Annotated in this window: 14 protein-coding genes; 8 read left to right on the plus strand and 6 right to left on the minus strand. The window is 75.0% G+C overall.

Features of this window, described 5'->3' with window-relative positions; translation table 11 throughout:
• Window positions 1–60: 60 nt before the first annotated feature.
• Entirely contained in the window at window positions 61–225 is a 165-nt protein-coding gene (locus ACZDWJ_RS03555; RefSeq protein ID WP_463519538.1) for a hypothetical protein, read from the minus strand.
• A gap of 93 nt (window positions 226–318) precedes the next feature.
• Between ACZDWJ_RS03555 and ACZDWJ_RS03560 the strand changes: the two genes are divergently transcribed.
• A complete protein-coding gene (locus ACZDWJ_RS03560; protein ID WP_463519539.1) occupies window positions 319–1,266 on the plus strand; it encodes a helix-turn-helix domain-containing protein in 948 nt (315 codons plus the stop codon).
• Here the strand turns inward: ACZDWJ_RS03560 and ACZDWJ_RS03565 are convergent.
• Window positions 1,229–2,524, minus strand: coding sequence for a class I adenylate-forming enzyme family protein (locus ACZDWJ_RS03565; RefSeq protein WP_463519540.1), 1,296 nt, complete (start codon window positions 2,522–2,524; stop codon window positions 1,229–1,231). The two genes, ACZDWJ_RS03560 and ACZDWJ_RS03565, sit on opposite strands and share 38 nt — an antisense overlap.
• Entirely contained in the window at window positions 2,521–3,216 is a 696-nt protein-coding gene (locus ACZDWJ_RS03570; RefSeq protein ID WP_463519541.1) for a TetR/AcrR family transcriptional regulator, read from the minus strand. Before ACZDWJ_RS03570 ends, ACZDWJ_RS03565 begins: the two co-directional genes overlap by 4 nt.
• A 130-nt stretch (window positions 3,217–3,346) precedes the next feature.
• Between ACZDWJ_RS03570 and ACZDWJ_RS03575 the strand changes: the two genes are divergently transcribed.
• Complete coding sequence (locus tag ACZDWJ_RS03575) at window positions 3,347–4,270, plus strand: NAD-dependent epimerase/dehydratase family protein (protein WP_463519542.1); 924 nt, start codon at window positions 3,347–3,349, stop codon at window positions 4,268–4,270.
• Between the two features lie 9 nt (window positions 4,271–4,279).
• Entirely contained in the window at window positions 4,280–4,864 is a 585-nt protein-coding gene (gene coaE / locus ACZDWJ_RS03580) for a dephospho-CoA kinase (RefSeq protein ID WP_463519543.1), read from the plus strand.
• A 63-nt stretch (window positions 4,865–4,927) separates the two neighbouring features.
• Here the strand turns inward: coaE and ACZDWJ_RS03585 are convergent, their stop codons facing one another.
• Both ACZDWJ_RS03585 and ACZDWJ_RS03590 read right to left on the minus strand, forming a co-directional pair.
• Complete coding sequence (locus ACZDWJ_RS03585; RefSeq protein ID WP_463519544.1) at window positions 4,928–5,890, minus strand: sigma-70 family RNA polymerase sigma factor; 963 nt, start codon at window positions 5,888–5,890, stop codon at window positions 4,928–4,930.
• Between the two features lie 276 nt (window positions 5,891–6,166).
• Window positions 6,167–8,332, minus strand: coding sequence for a S9 family peptidase (locus ACZDWJ_RS03590; RefSeq protein ID WP_463519545.1), 2,166 nt, complete (start codon window positions 8,330–8,332; stop codon window positions 6,167–6,169).
• 77 nt (window positions 8,333–8,409) lie between these two features.
• On the opposite strand from ACZDWJ_RS03590, the gene ACZDWJ_RS03595 reads away from it, so the two are divergent.
• The 3 genes from ACZDWJ_RS03595 to ACZDWJ_RS03605 are packed head-to-tail and all read left to right on the plus strand — an operon-like array spanning window position 8,410 to window position 10,552.
• Entirely contained in the window at window positions 8,410–9,105 is a 696-nt protein-coding gene (locus ACZDWJ_RS03595; RefSeq protein ID WP_463519546.1) for a 5-oxoprolinase subunit PxpA, read from the plus strand.
• Complete coding sequence (locus ACZDWJ_RS03600; RefSeq protein ID WP_463519547.1) at window positions 9,102–9,704, plus strand: 5-oxoprolinase subunit B family protein; 603 nt, start codon at window positions 9,102–9,104, stop codon at window positions 9,702–9,704. The genes ACZDWJ_RS03595 and ACZDWJ_RS03600 overlap by 4 nt, the downstream gene beginning before the upstream one ends.
• Entirely contained in the window at window positions 9,701–10,552 is an 852-nt protein-coding gene (locus tag ACZDWJ_RS03605; protein ID WP_463519548.1) for a 5-oxoprolinase subunit C family protein, read from the plus strand. Before ACZDWJ_RS03600 ends, ACZDWJ_RS03605 begins: the two co-directional genes overlap by 4 nt.
• Before the next feature lie 6 nt (window positions 10,553–10,558).
• On the opposite strand, the gene ACZDWJ_RS03610 is transcribed toward ACZDWJ_RS03605, so the two are convergent.
• Window positions 10,559–11,965 (minus strand): DNA polymerase IV, encoded by a 1,407-nt coding sequence (locus tag ACZDWJ_RS03610; protein ID WP_463519549.1) that lies wholly within the window; start codon window positions 11,963–11,965, stop codon window positions 10,559–10,561.
• A gap of 111 nt (window positions 11,966–12,076) precedes the next feature.
• Between ACZDWJ_RS03610 and ACZDWJ_RS03615 the strand changes: the two genes are divergently transcribed.
• Window positions 12,077–13,144, plus strand: a complete 1,068-nt coding sequence (locus tag ACZDWJ_RS03615; protein WP_463519550.1) for a DUF4192 family protein — start codon at window positions 12,077–12,079, stop codon at window positions 13,142–13,144.
• Window positions 13,145–13,198: 54 nt separating this feature from the next.
• A complete protein-coding gene (locus tag ACZDWJ_RS03620; RefSeq protein ID WP_463519551.1) occupies window positions 13,199–14,674 on the plus strand; it encodes a glutamate--cysteine ligase in 1,476 nt (491 codons plus the stop codon).

Consider the following 14,674-nt stretch of genomic DNA (forward strand, 5'->3'; position numbering starts at 1 on the left):
TCGGGGGCCGCTGTGCTGTGTGGCGGGCTGTGGCGGGCTGTGGCGGGCGGGTGCGTCGACTCAGTGCCGGGCGGCGAGTCCGAACTCGTCGAGGTGGTGGCTGGCCGGGGGACGGTGGCCGGGGATCCGACGGGGGTCGTCCGCGCGCACCATCGACCAGACGGCGGCGGCGAGGACGATCGTGGCGAGGAGCAGGAGGCTCAGTAGCACGATCAGGGAGGTCATGTCCTCAATCATGTGACCATCGTGATCCGGCCACGAGTGGCAGAGATGCCGGAGTACATCGATTTCCTGCCACGCGCGCGCTAGCCTCCTCCCATGCTCACCAACGTCGCCGCCGTCGCCGTCGAGGGCGTCGCCCCGTTCGAGCTCGGCGTGCTGTGCGAGGCCTTCGGGCTCGACCGCAGCGACGACGGCGTCCCGCGGCTGGAGTTCGCGGTGTGCGGGGAGCGGGCGGGCACCCTCGCCACGAACGTCCCGGGTCTGCGCATCGGCGTCGACCACGACCTCGGGCGCCTCGCGGAGGCCGATCTCGTCGCCGTCCCCGCCGTGCCGCGCGACCTGCCGCTGCCGACGGCCGTGCTCGACGCCCTCGTCGAGGCCCACGCCCGCGGAGCCCGGCTGCTCTCGGTGTGCTCGGGGGCCTTCGCGCTCGGCGAGGCCGGACTGCTCGACGGCCGCGACTGCACCACGCACTGGCGCTACACCACCGACCTGCAGGAGCGCTTCCCGCGCGCGTGCGTGGTGCCGGAGGTGCTCTACGTCGACGCCGGCGACGTCGTCACCAGCGCGGGCACCGCGGCCGGACTCGACGCCTGCCTGCACGTGTGGCGCCAGGAGCACGGCGCGGCGGTGGCCGCCGCCATCGCCCGGCGGATGGTCGTCCCGCCGCAGCGCGACGGCGGCCAGGCGCAGTTCATCGAGCGCGCGGTGCCCGAGCGCTGCAGCGACTCCTTCGCGCCGCTGGTGGCCTGGATCGAGGAGCACCTGGCCGAGGACCTCGGCGTCGAGGCACTGGCGCGCCGGGCGCACATGTCGCCGCGCACCTTCGCCCGCCGGTTCCGCCAGGAGACCGGCGCCACCCCGCATGCCTGGGTCACCGCGGCGCGGGTGCGTGCCGCCGAGGAGCTGCTCGAGCGCAGCGACCTCACCATCGACGCCGTCGCCGCCCGCGTGGGCTTCGGCAACGCCGCGGCCCTGCGGGTGCACTTCGGTCGTCAGCGGGGCCTCAGCCCGCAGCAGTACCGCCGTCAGTTCGCCTGCTGAGGGTCGCGCGCAGGTCGTCGCGGCGCACCTTGCCGGTGAGGGTGCGCGGGAGGTCGTCGAGCACGAGCCAGGTCTTGGGGCGCTTCGGTGGCGCGAGCCGCCCGCGGGCGAACTCCGCGAGGCTCGCCTCGTCCACCGGCGCGCGCAGCACGACGGCTGCGCAGACGCGCTGGCCCCACTGGGGATCCTCGACGCCGAAGACGGTGACGTCGTCGATCGCCGGGTGCTCGCGCAGCGCCTCCTCGACCTCCATCGGGTAGACGTTGACGCCTCCGCTGATCACGAGGTCCTCGCGGCGACCCTCGAGGTAGAGGTAGCCGTCGTCGTCGAGGCGGCCGAGGTCGCCGACGCTGAACGCGGGCCCGCTGGGCGTCTCCCGCCACGCGGCGGCGGTCTTCTCGGGGGCGGCGAAGTACTCGAACCGGGCGTGGGGCGGCACCGTGCACCAGATCTGGCCGTCGGGATCGACCTGCAGGGTGCGGTCGGGACGAGCGCGCCCGACCGTGCCCGGACGCGCCTGCCACTCCTCGCTGCGGCAGGCGGTGAACTGTCCCTCGGTGGAGCCGTAGAACTCCCAGGTGCTGCCGGCGGGGAAGGTCGCGATGAGGCGCTCCTTGACCTCTCGCGGGCACGGGGCGCCGGCATGGGCGAGCAGCCGGACGGAGTCCAGCGGCGGGACGCCAGCCTCGTCCCAGTGCGCGAAGAGGCGCTGGAGGTGGGTGGGCACGCAGAACAGCGTCGTCGGACGGTGCTCGTGGAACGCCTCGGTGATCCGAGCCGGGTCGAAGGGGCCCGGGATGACCACGCGGCCGCCCGCGAGGCGGGTGCCCATCGCGAAGCGCAGCGGTGCGGAGTGGTAGAGCGGGCTGAGGACGAGGTTGACGTCGTCGGCGCGGAAGCCCCACAGGTCGCGCTCCTCGGCCACGAGCGCGGCCGCGGCGTCGTCGTCGAGCAGCCCGGACCAGACGCCCTTCGGGACGCCCGTCGTGCCGCTGGTGCAGTGCATGGGCCGGGCGCGGGGGAGCGCGCCGGGGGTCCACGGGTGCGCCTCGAGCACGGCGGCCAGGGTCGCCTCGTCCTCCACCCGGAGCGCGGGGGCGAGCGGCGTGAGGATCCGCTCGCGCTCGACCTGAGTGAGCCGCGGGTCGAGCGGGATGGGGACGACGCCGCCGGCCAGCAGGCCGAGCACGGCGTCGAGGTAGTCCTGGGAGCCGGCCACCAGGAGGGCGACGCGATCGCCGGGCTCGAGCGTGCTCATCGCAGGCCGAGGTCGTCGGCGAGCTGGTCGAGCACCTGCGCCCAGTGGGCGTCGTAGTCGAGCACGCCGCGGTGCATGTGGCCGAAGAGCTCGAGGCTGAGGTGGCCGAACAGGGTGGTCCACGCCATCAGCCAGCGCAGGAGCAGGGCGTCGTCGAGCGGGGTGGCGACCGCCGGGCGCACGCCCTCGAGGGCCGCGCTCTCGGCGGGGGTGAGGCGGCGGGTGGCCATCGGCGTGCGGCCGTCGTCCTGGGCCCGCTCGGCCAGGCGCAGCAGCGCGCCGGTGACCCGGCCGGCGGGGACGACCGTGGTCGGCGGCGCCGCGTAGTCGGGCACGGGGGAGCCGTAGAGCAGGGCGTACTCGTGGGGGTGGGCCCGGGCCCAGCCGCGCAGGGCGTCGCCGTAGGCCCGGAGGCGACGGACGAGGTCGCCACGACGCCGGACCGCGGCGTCGGCGTCGTCGATTGCGTCGCCGAGCTCGTCGTAGGCCTCGATGATCAGCGCGGTGAGGAGGTCGTCGCGGCTGGGGAAGTAGCGGTACACCGCGGAGGACACCATGCCGACATCTCGGGCGATGGCGCGCAGGGACAGCGCGGCCGGGCCGACCTCGGCGAGCTGGCGGCGTCCGGCCTCCTGGATGGCTCGGCCGACCTCGAGACGGGCTCGGTCGCGGGCGGTGCGGGGCGCGGTCATGGGTCCATCCTCGCGCGTTGAGAGAGCAGTGACAACGAAAGAGAGCACTGCTCTTGCATTTCCTCTCGACCGGGAGCATGCTTCAGGTGTTCAGAGAGCAGTGCTCTCTCATTCTCGTAGGAGGTCCGCCATGTCCCACCGCCCCCACCACCTGGTCGTCGGCGCCGGTCCCGTCGGCCGCCAGGTCGCCCTGCACCTGGCCGCGGCCGGCGAGCGGGTCGTGCTCGCCAGCCGCAGCGGCGAGGGCGACGCCCTCGCCGGCGTCGAGCGGGTGGCCGTCGACGCCGCCGACGCCGACGCGCTCACCGCGCTGGCCACCGACGCGGTGTCGATCCACAACGCCGTCAACCCGCCGTCCTACGACGTCTGGGGCTCCTGGTGGCCGCCGGTGGCCGAGGCGTTCCTGCAGGCCGCCGAGCGCACCGGCGCGCTGCTGGTGACCGCCGCTCCGCTCTACGCCTACGGGCCCGTCGACGGCGCGATGACCGCCGACCTCCCCGACGCCGCGCCCGGCGTCAAGGGCGGCCTGCGGGCCGCGATGACCGCCGAGGCCCTTGCGCGTCACCGCGCGGGTCGCCTGCGCGCCGTGGAGGTGCGCGGCTCGGACTACATGGGCCCGGGCGTCACCAGCGCCCACGTCTCGGCGGTCGTGCCGAAGGCGTTGAAGGGCAAGGCCGTGCGGATGTTCGGCGACCCGCGCCTGCCGCACTCCTTCACCGACGTGCGCGACATGGCGCGCACGATGGTCGCCGTCATCGAGCGACCGGAGGCCTGGGGACGGGTCTGGCTCGCGCCGACCAACCCGGCGCGCTCCCAGGCCGACACCATCGGCGACGTGTGCCGCGTGGCCGGCCGGCCGCCGGTGACGGTGCGGCCCTGGCCCCGCGCGATGCTCACCGTGGGCGGCGCCGTCATGCCCTTCCTGCGGGAGATGCGCGAGACCGTGTACCAGTTCGAGCGCCCCTACGTCGTCGACTCCTCGGCCACCACCCGCGCCCTCGGCGTCGAGCCGACGCCCTGGGACGAGGTCTGCCGCGCGAGCGCCGCGCTCTAGGGTCGAGCCATGCGAGTGGGACTCACCGGCGGCATCGCCTCGGGCAAGAGCAGCGTCTCCCGGATCCTGGCCGAGCTCGGCGCCGTCGTCATCGACGCCGACCAGCTCGCCCGCGACGTCGTCGCCCGGGGGACCCCGGGCCTGGCGCGCGTCGTCGAGGCGTTCGGGCCGGAGGTGCTCACGCCCGAGGGCGACCTCGACCGGCCGGCCGTCGGCCGCCTGGTCTTCGCCGACGAGCAGGCCCGCCGCACCCTCGAGGGGATCGTGCACCCGCTGGTCTTCGAGCGGTACGCGGCGCTCGAGGAGGGCGCGCCCGAGGGCGCCCTCGTCGTCCACGACATCCCCCTGCTCGCCGAGTCCGGGCGCGCCGAGGGCTTCGACGCCGTGATCGTCGTCGACGCCCCGCGCGAGGTGCAGGTCGAGCGGATGCTGCGCGACCGCGGCATGAGCCTCGAGGACGCCGAGGCCCGCATCGCCGCCCAGGCCACCCGCGAGCAGCGCCTCGCGGTGGCCACCCACGTCATCGAGAACACCGGCTCCCTCGAGGAGCTGCGCGCCCGCGTCGAGCAGATCCACGCCGCGCTCGTCGGCTGAGCCGGGACGCACGACGGCCCCCGTCCCTGGTGGGACGGGGGCCGTCGAGCGCTGTGCCCAGGATCAGGCGGCGAGGTCCGGGTCGGCGAAGCGACGCAGCTTCTGCAGCGCCTCCCGCTCGAGCTGGCGGACCCGCTCGGCGGAGATGCCGTGCTTCACGCCGATGTCGGCCAGCTTGTGCTGACGACCGTCGACGAGGCCGTAGCGCGAGCGGATGATGTCGGCGGCGCGCTCGTCGAGCTGGCCGACGAGGGCGCTGAGGCGCTCGCGGGACTCGACGTCGAGGACGGTGAGATCCGGGCCGGGCGAGGTCTCCTGCGCCATGAGGTCGCCGAGCGAGGTGTCGCCGTCCTCGTCCACCGGGGTGTCGAGGCTGACGTGCTCACGACCCCAGGAGAGCAGGTCGAGCACGCGGTCGACCTCCATGCCGAGCTCGGCGGCGATCTCCGCGGGCTCGGGGTCGCGACCGAGCTGACGCTCCAGGGTGCGGCGGGCGCCGCCGACCTGGTTGAGCTCCTCGACGACGTGCACGGGAAGCCGCACGACGCGGGCCTGCTGCGCGATGCCGCGGGTGATGGCCTGGCGCACCCACCACGTGGCGTAGGTGGAGAACTTGTAGCCCTTGGTGTAGTCGAACTTCTCGACCGCGCGGATCAGGCCGGTGTTGCCCTCCTGGATCAGGTCGAGCATCGGCATCTGCGCACGCCCGTACTTGCGGGCGATCGAGACGACCAGGCGCAGGTTCGCGGTGATGAACTGGTCGACGGCGCGGCGGCCCTCCTCGGCCAGCCACTCCAGCTCCTCCTGGTTCGCCTGCCCCGGTGCTCCACCCTTGCGGCGGCCGATGCGGCCCTCGGCGAGCAGGTGCTCGGCCATGAGGCCCGCCTCGATCGTCTTGGACAGCTCGACCTCGGCTGCGGCGTCCAGGAGGGGGTTGCGGGCGATCTCGTCCAGGTAGAGGCCGACGGAGTCGCGGCCTTCGATCTCTCGTCCGGTCGAGCGGGTGGCGGGGGCGGTGCTAGCCATGTGAACCCTCCTCGTGTGTGGGCCCCTCCGAGGGGCCCACTGGTGCCAACGCCCACTCCTTGCTCCGGATTCCCGTTCGGCAATCCACCGAGGGGGTGGGCTCTCGTGAGGTTCGACGTCCGAGTCGGCCCCCAGATTCCCGGCGGGGTCGAAACTCAGCCAGTTCTCAGGGCGAGACGGGCGTCCACGCCTCGACTGCCGTTCGGGGCCGGGCGCGGGACGGATGGCTCCCCCCGTTCGGGTGAGTGACGTCTCACCTACGCCTCGAGGGCGGGGTCAGGAGGTCGGCGCGGTGTCCGCGAGGCCCATGCGGTCGAGCATCCAGGCCAGGCTGAACGCGCGGTCGTGCCAGGCCTGGTACCGCCCGGACACGCCGCCGTGGCCGGCGGCCATCTCGGTGCGCAACAGCACGTCGGGACGGCCGTCCTCGGCGGTGGCCCGCAGCCGTGCCACCCACTTGGCCGGCTCGACGTAGAGCACGCGGGTGTCGTTGAGCGAGGTCTCGGCGAGGATCTGCGGGTAGGTCTGCGCGGTGACGTTGTCGTAGGGCGCGTAGGAGGCGATGTAGTCGTAGACCTCCGGGTCGGCCTCCGGGTTGCCCCACTCGTCGTACTCGGTGACCGTCAGGGGCAGGGAGGCGTCGAGCATCGTCGTCAGGTTGTCGACGAACGGCACGCCCGCCACGATGGCGCCGAACGCCTCGGGCGCCTGGTTGGCCACCGCGCCCATGAGCAGGCCGCCGGCGCTGCCGCCCTCGGCGACGAGCACCTCCGGCCGGGTCCAGCCGACCTCGACGAGGTGCCGGGCGCAGGCGATGAAGTCGTCGAAGGTGTGCTGCTTGGCCAGCAGCTTGCCGTCGTCGTACCAGCGACGCCCCATCTCGCCGCCGCCGCGCACGTGCGCGATGGCGAAGGCGGCGCCCCGGTCGAGCAGCGAGAGCCGGGCGACGGAGAAGTAGGGGTCGATCGAGGCCTCGTAGGAGCCGTAGCCGTAGAGCAGGAGCGGCACCGGACCGCCGTCGTGGACGCCGCGGCGGGCGACCAGCGAGATCGGCACCTGCTCGCCGTCGGGCGCGGTGGCCCACAGGCGGTGCTCCTCGTACTCGGCGGGGTCGTAGCCGCCGAGCACGGGCGTGCGCTTGAGCAGGTGCAGCTCGCGGGTGCGCACGTCGAAGTCATAGACCGACGACGGCACCGCCAGCGTCGTGTAGCCCAGGCGGACCGTGGGCTGGTGGAAGCCGGGGTTGGAGCCGGAGCCCACGGTGTAGACCTCGTGGTCGAACTCGACGAGGAAGTCGTCGGCCACGCCGTCAGGCCCCAGCTCGAGGATCCGCAGCTGGGTCAGGCCCGCGCTGCGCTGGTGGACGACGAGGTGGCCGGCGAAGGCGTCGACGTCCTCGATGCGCACGGAGGCGTCGTGGGCGATCAGCGGCTCCCAGCCGGCGGCCGGGGTCGGCTCGAGCGGTGCGACGCCGACCTCGAAGTCCGGGCCGGTCGCGTTGTGGGTGACCAGGAAGGCGTCGCGTCCGGCGAGCACGGCATGGTCGAGGGAGTACTCCAGGCCCTCGACGCGCTCGGCGAAGAGCCGCCAGCCGGCATCGGGGTCCTCGGCGTCGAGGTAGCGGTACTCCGAGGTGGTCTTCGAGCCCGAGACCGTGACGAGGAAGCGGTCGGAGCGGGTGCGGCCGACCCCGACGAAGAAGCGGCCGTCGGGCTCGTGGTGCACCAGCTCGTCGTCGGCCTGCGCGGTGCCGACGACGTGGCGCCAGATCTTGTCCGGGCGCCAGGAGTCGTCGACGGTGGCGTAGTAGAGGCTCTCGCCCTCACGGTCCCAGGTGCCGCCGCCGAGGACGCCGGTGAGCTCGTCGTCGAGCAGCTCGCCGGTGGCGAGGTCCTTGATGCGCACGGTGAACCGCTCGTCGCCGACGACGTCGACGGCGTAGGCCAGGCGGGTGCCGTCGGGGCTCACCGCGGCGCCGCCGAGGGAGAAGAAGTCATGGCCCTCGGCGAGCGCGTCGAGGTCGAGCAGGATCTCCTCGCCGGGCAGGGCGGGCTGGTCGGGCGCGCAGTCCTCGGCCGGCACCGGCGGCGTCCAGTCGTCGGGGCCGCTGATCGGGACTCGGCAGGTGGCGCCGTACTCGCGGCCGGCGAAGCTGCGCCCGTAGTACCAGTGGCCGCGGTTGCGCGTGGGCACCGAGAGGTCGGTCTCGCGGGTGCGGGTGCGGATCTCCTCGAACAGGCGGCCGCGGAGGTCGGCGAGGTGGGCCGTGCGGGCCTGCGTCCAGGCGTTCTCGGCCTCGAGGAGCCCGATGACCTCGGGGTCCTCCTTGGCGCGCAGCCACTCGTAGTCGTCCACGCGCTCGCGGCCGTGGATGGTGCGGGTGGTCGGACGCCGGTCGGCGACCGGGGGAGCGGTGGGGGCGCTGGCCTGCTCGGACTGCATGTCGCGACCCTACGCAGGCGGTCCAGGCTCCGGCCGCGGGGTCGTGGGCGCGGCGGTGGAGCACTAGGTTCGGCGCCGTGAGAGCGGTCGACCTGAACGCCGACCTCGGCGAGGAGATCACCGACGACGCCGCGCTCCTGGCCGTCGTCACGAGCGCGAACGTGGCCTGCGGCTACCACGCGGGCTCCGAGGCGATCATGCGCGAGGTGTGCCGGGAGGCGGCGGCCCGCGGCGTCAGCGTCGGCGCCCAGGTCTCCTACGACGACCGTGCGGGCTTCGGACGCATCGCGCTCGACGTGCCGTACGCCGTGCTGCGCGACCAGGTGGCCGATCAGGTGCGCACGCTCTCCACGATCGCCGCCGAGGCCGGCACGCAGGTGCGCTACGTCAAGCCCCACGGCGCGCTCTACCACCGCACCCTCGACGACGAGGACCAGGCGCGGGCCGTGCTCGACGGCTCGCCGGGGCTCCCCGTGCTCGGCATGCCCGGACGGCTGCTGACGCTGGCCGCGCAGGCCGGTCGCGCGGTGCACCTGGAGGGGTTCCCCGACCGCGCCAGCCTCCCGTCGGGACGCCTCGTGCCCCGCGACCAGCCCGGAGCGGTGCTCCACGACGCCGACGCGATCGCCGCCCGCGCGGTGGCCCTGGCGCTCGACCAGACGCGTCCGGTGGACTCGGTGTGCGTGCACGGCGACCACCCCGGCGCGGTCGAGCACGCCCGGGCCGTGCGGGCCGCGCTCGAGGCGGCCGGGCTGGGGCTCCGGGGGCTGTGAGCGCCGTCCGCTGCGGCCCGCGCGCCGTGCTCGTGCCGGTGGGCGGCCCGCGGGAGGCCGCCGACGTCGCTGCGCGGATCAGAGCGGCGCTGACCGGCTGCGCGGTGGTGCCCGGGGCCGACTCCGTGCTCGTGGAGCACCCGGACGCCGCGCTGGACGTCGGCGTCGTCGAGGCGGCGCTGGCGGGCCCGGTCGGCGTCGAGACTCCCGAGGCGCGGGAGGTCGTGCTGCCGGTGACCTGGGACGGCGAGGACCTGCCCGTCGTCGCAGAGCTGTGGGCGTGCTCGGCGGCGGAGGTCGTCGCGCGGTTGGAGTCGACCCCGCTGGTCTCGGCCTTCTGCGGCTTCGCACCCGGCTTCGCCTACCTCGCGGGGCTGCCCGAGGAGCTGGCGGTGCCGCGGCGATCGACCCCGCGGCCGCGGGTGCCGGCCGGCTCGGTGGCGATCGCCGACGCCTGGTGCGGGGTCTACCCGACGGCCTCGCCGGGCGGCTGGCTGCTGCTGGGGCGCACCGACGTCCCGATGTGGGACCTCGCCGCCGACCCGCCGGCCCTGCTGGCGCCGGGAACCCGGGTGCGACTGCAGGGGATGCCGCGGTGACCGGCGCGCTCCAGGTGCTCGCCGCGGGCCCGGGGGCCCTCGTCGAGGATCTCGGACGACCCGGGCACGCGCACCTCGGGGTGCCGCGCGCCGGCGCCCTCGACCGGGCCGCGCTCCTTGCGGCCAATCGGCTGGTGGGCAACGCGCCGGACGCCGCCGTCGTCGAGTGCCTGCTCGGCGGGCTCGCGGTGCGTCTGGACGCGGAGGGCCGCTGGGTCGCGCTCGCGGGTGCCGAGGCGCCGCTCACTATGGACGGCCGGGCGCGGCCGTGGGGCGAGGCCGTGTGGGCGCCGCCCGGAGCGGTGCTGCGCATCGGACGACCGCGGCGGGGCGCGCGCGTCGTCCTGGCGGTGGCGGGCGGGCTCGAGCCCGCTCCGGTGCTCGGCTCGCGCTCCACCGACACGCTGTCAGGACTCGGTCCGGCGCCACTCGCCGCCGGGCAGCGGATCCCGCTGGGCGCCGTCCTCGGCGCACCGTCCACCGCGACGCTGCTGCCCCCGACGCCCGGCCCCGCGGTGCTGCGGCTGCACCCCGGTCCGCACGGCGACCGGTTCCCCGACGACGTCCTGCGCGGTCTCGATGGCGTGGCCTACTCCGTGGGCGCCGCCTCGGATCGCATCGGGCTGCGACTCGACGGTCCGCCGGTGCCGCGACGTCCCGGCGAGCTGCCGAGCGCCGGCATGCCGCTCGGCGCCGTGCAGGTGCCGCCGGACGGGCTACCGGTCGTCTTCCTCGCCGACCATCCGACCACCGGCGGCTACCCGGTGGTCGGCGTCGTCGACCCCGCCGACCTCGACCGCTGCGCGCAGCTGCTGCCCGGCGACGTCGTGCTGCTGGCGCGCGTCTGAGCGTCGTCAGGCGTCGGCGTACCCGCCGCTGTCCTGGTCCTCCTGGTCGGTCTCGACGCTCTCCTCGGCGCTCGGCGGGTGCCAGCGGCGCAGGGCGGGGTCGTCCTCGCGGAAGGACCGCACGGGGCCGGGCGGGGTGAGGGCGGTCTCGAAGCGCACGGTGACGACGCCGCGGCCGGCGCCCCACACCCAGCCGCGGCCGTGCTCGTCGTGCTCGACGTCGGCGCCCGGCGGCCACGCGCGGCCCCGGGGGAGCGGCACCTCGACCTCGTCCTCGGCGTCCTCGACCGTGGTGGAGGTGGGCTCGCCCTCGAGGCCGGACTCGCCGAAGAGGTCCTCCTGCACCCAGTCGGCCAGGCCGGAGACGCCGACCCCCAGGAGTCGCACGCCGCCGGCGGTGACCTGCTGGTCGATGAGCTCGTCGATGAGAGTGCGGGCCAGCCGGCCGATCGTGCCGGGACTGTCGGTGGGCTCGGGCAGCGTGGAGGAGCGGCTGAGGGTGGTGAAGTCGTGCAGGCGCACCTTGAGCGTGACCGTGCGCCCGGACAGGCCGCTCTTGGCCAGGCGGCCGGCCACCTCGGTGGCCTGCCGGGTGACGATGCTCTCCAGCACCCGACGCTCCATGAGGTCGGTCTCGTAGGTGCTCTCGACGCTCACCGACTTCGCCTCCCGCTCGGCCACGACCGGACGGTCGTCCTCGGCGCGGGCCAGGCGGTGCAGCCCCTCGCCGTGCGCGCGGCCCAGGAGCGAGACGAGCTCCTCGATGCTGGCCTGTTCGAGGTCGCGCACGGTGCGCAGCCCCGCGCGTCGCAGCCGCTCGACGGTCGCCGGACCGACGCCGGGGATGATGCCGGCCGCCATCGGGCGCAGCAGCTCGAGCTCGGTGCCGGGGGCGACGACGACCAGGCCGTCTGGCTTGTCGAGGTCGCTGGCGATCTTGGCGATGAGCTTGCTCGAGCCCAGCCCGACCGAGGCGGTGAGGCCGCCGGTGGCCTCGCGCACCCGCTCGCGCAGGTCCTCGGCGAAGGCCGTCACCGTCGGCACCTCGAGATCGGGGAGGTCGGGGGAGTCGCTGCGGGCGAGGTCGACGTAGGCCTCGTCCAGGGAGAGCGGCTCGACCAGCGGCGAGACCTCGCGGAGGACGGCCATGACCGCGCGGCTCGTCGCCCGGTAGGCCTCGAAGCGGCCTGAGAGGTAGGCGGCGTGGGGGCAGCGGGCCCGGGCCTCGCGGGTCGACATCGCCGAGCGGACGCCGAAGCGCCGCGCCTCGTAGGACGCCGTCGCGACGACGCCGCGCCCGCCGACGCCGCCGACGACCACGGGCTTGCCGCGCAGCGACGGCTTGTCGCGCTGCTCGACGGCGGCGAAGAAGGCATCGAGGTCCAGGTGCAGGACCGAGGCCGTCGCGCGCACCCCCCGAACCTAGCGGGCCGCGAGTCGTCCACAGCCCCCGGCCAGGACCCCTCCTCCCCAGATCCGATCCAGGGGGTGGGCCCGGCGTCCTGCGCCGACGAGCGTGGAGCCATGACCCGACGCCCCTCACGCCCCGCCCGTCCCCGCTCCCGTCCCGGCTCCCACGCCGGCTCCCGTGCCGCGCCCTCCGCGAGCCCCGCCCCCGGCCAGGACCTGCGCTTCCGGGCCTCCGAGCCGGAGGACCTCGTCGCCGTCTCCGTCGTCATGCTCGGCTTCGCGCCGGAGGAGTCGCTGGTGATGCTCACCTTCGGCAGCGGCCCCTGCTTCCACGCCCGCGTCGACCTGCCGCCGCCCGACGCCCCGCCCGCGGCGATCACCGGACTGATGGAGGCGCTGCTGGCACCCGCGGTCAAGCACCGCATCGAGCAGGTCGCCTTCGTGTTCTGGTGCGACGAGCCCGCGCGCACCGGCCCGCTGGCCCACCGGCTGGTGGAGGAGTTCTCCGCGGTCGGCATCGAGATCGTGGCCCAGGTGCGCCAGTCCGAGGGCCGGGTCTTCCCGCCCGGCGCCCATGCCGAGGACGGCATGGTGGGCAGCCCGCTCGAGGTCGGCTGGGAGGGCCGGGTCAGCGATCCCTGGAGCCACCCGTTCCTGGCGGAGTTCGTCCTCGCGGGCCATGTGGTGGCCGGCTCGCGGGGCGAGGTCGAGGCGTCGGTGGCCCCCGACGCCGCCCGCACGCTCGCCGTCCGGGCTGCGTGGTCCGACCGCGGTCATCCGATCGCCGCCCCCGGCACGGTCGACGTCGTCGAGCAGGTGCGTGGTCTGGCGGCCCGGGGCGGCGTGCTCTCGGCCCGTGAGGTGGCCGACCTGCTCGACCTCCTCCAGTCGCCCCACCAGTACGCCCGGGCCTGGTGCCCGCGCTCGCGCCGCGAGGCGCGGGCCCATGCCGACCTGTGGGCCGGCGTCGTCCGCGCGACGCCGCCGGGCTGGGTCGCCGGGCCGGCGGGGCTGCTCGCCCTCGCGGCCGCCTACGCCGGTGACGGCGCGCTCGCCTGGTGCGCGATCGACCGCGCCCAGGACGACCATCCCGGCGACGAGCTGACGTCCTTCGTCGCCTCCCTGCTGATGTCGGCGACCCATCCCGACGAGTACGCACCGCGCTGGGCCCGCTCGGCGTGAGCCCACCCCGCCAGGCGCTGCCGGTCTCGGTCGCCACCCCCTACGGTGAGCGGCATGGGGGAGGAGGTCGAGGAGCAGCGGTTCACCGGCACCGACGTCACCCGCCACCGCGAGCGACTGCGCGCGGGCCTGGAGGCGCTGACGCGGATGGTCCAGGACGACGCCCTCGAGCCAGACCGCCCGATGGCCGGGCTGGAGCTCGAGCTCAACCTGGTCGACGCCGAGGGCCGCCCCGCCTCGGTCGGCGTCGAGGTGCTCGAGACCGCCGACCATCCCGATCTCCAGAGCGAGCTCGGCCGGTTCAACCTCGAGGTCAACGCCGCCCCGGCGCGTCTGGACGACGGTGCCCTCAGCGGCTTCGAGGAGCAGCTGCGAGCCCTGCTCGAGGTCGCCGGCTCGGCGGCCGCGGCCCATGACGCCGAGGTCGTCACCATCGGCATCCTCCCGACGCTGGAGGCCGAGCACCTGCGCGAGGAGCACCTCACGCCCGAGCCGCGCTACCGCATGCTCAGCGACCGGATCCTCGCCGCGCGCGGCGAGGACGTCCACCTCGACCTCCACGGTGCCGAGCACCTCGAGCTCACCACCGACACGATCCTCCCCGAGGCGGCCTGCACCAGCGCCCAGGTGCACCTGCAGACCTCGGTGCGTCGCTTCGCCGCCCACTGGAACGCCGCCCAGGCGATCGCCGGCGTCCAGATCGCGCTGGGTGCCAACTCGCCCTACCTGCTGGGTCGCGAGCTGTGGCGCGAGACCCGGCTCCCGCTGTTCGAGCAGGCCACCGACACCCGCAGCGAGGAGCTGCGCGCCCAGGGCGTGCGACCTCGCGTGTGGTTCGGCGAGCGGTGGATCGACTCCGTCGTCGAGCTCTTCGAGGAGAACGTGCGGTGGTTCCCGCCGCTGCTGCCCGTCACCGAGGACGAGGAGCCCCACGTCGTGCTCGACGCCGGCGGCACCCCCGACCTCGCCGAGCTGCGCCTGCACAACGGCACCGTCTACCGGTGGAACCGACCCGTCTACGACGTCGTCGACGACGCCGCCCACCTGCGGGTGGAGAACCGCCTCCTCCCGGCCGGACCGACCCTGCTCGACACCGTCGCGAACGCCGCCCTGTGGTTCGGTCTGGTCCGCGCCCTCTCCGACGCCGACGAGCCGGTGTGGGAGCGGCTGGACTTCGCCGACGCCGAGGCCAATCTGGTCCGCGCGGCGCGCGAGGGCATCGAGGCGCGGCTGATCTGGCCCGAGGTCGGCGAGACCGACGTCCGCACCCTGGTGCTCGAGCGGCTGCTGCCGCTGGCCCACGCGGGGCTGGAGGCCTGGGGCGTCGGCGCGACCGAGCGCTCGCGCTACCTCGGCGTCATCGAGGGTCGCTGCCGCACGGGCGTCAACGGAGCCGCCTGGAGCGTGCGTCGCACCCGCGCCCTGGAGCAGGACGGCCACGATCGGCGCGAGGCGCTGCGTCGGATGGTGCTGGAGTACCGCGACCATGCCAGCGGCGGCGAGCCCGTGCACACCTGGCCGCTGGACTGA

Source organism: Nocardioides sp. B129/18 (genome assembly GCF_055282735.1).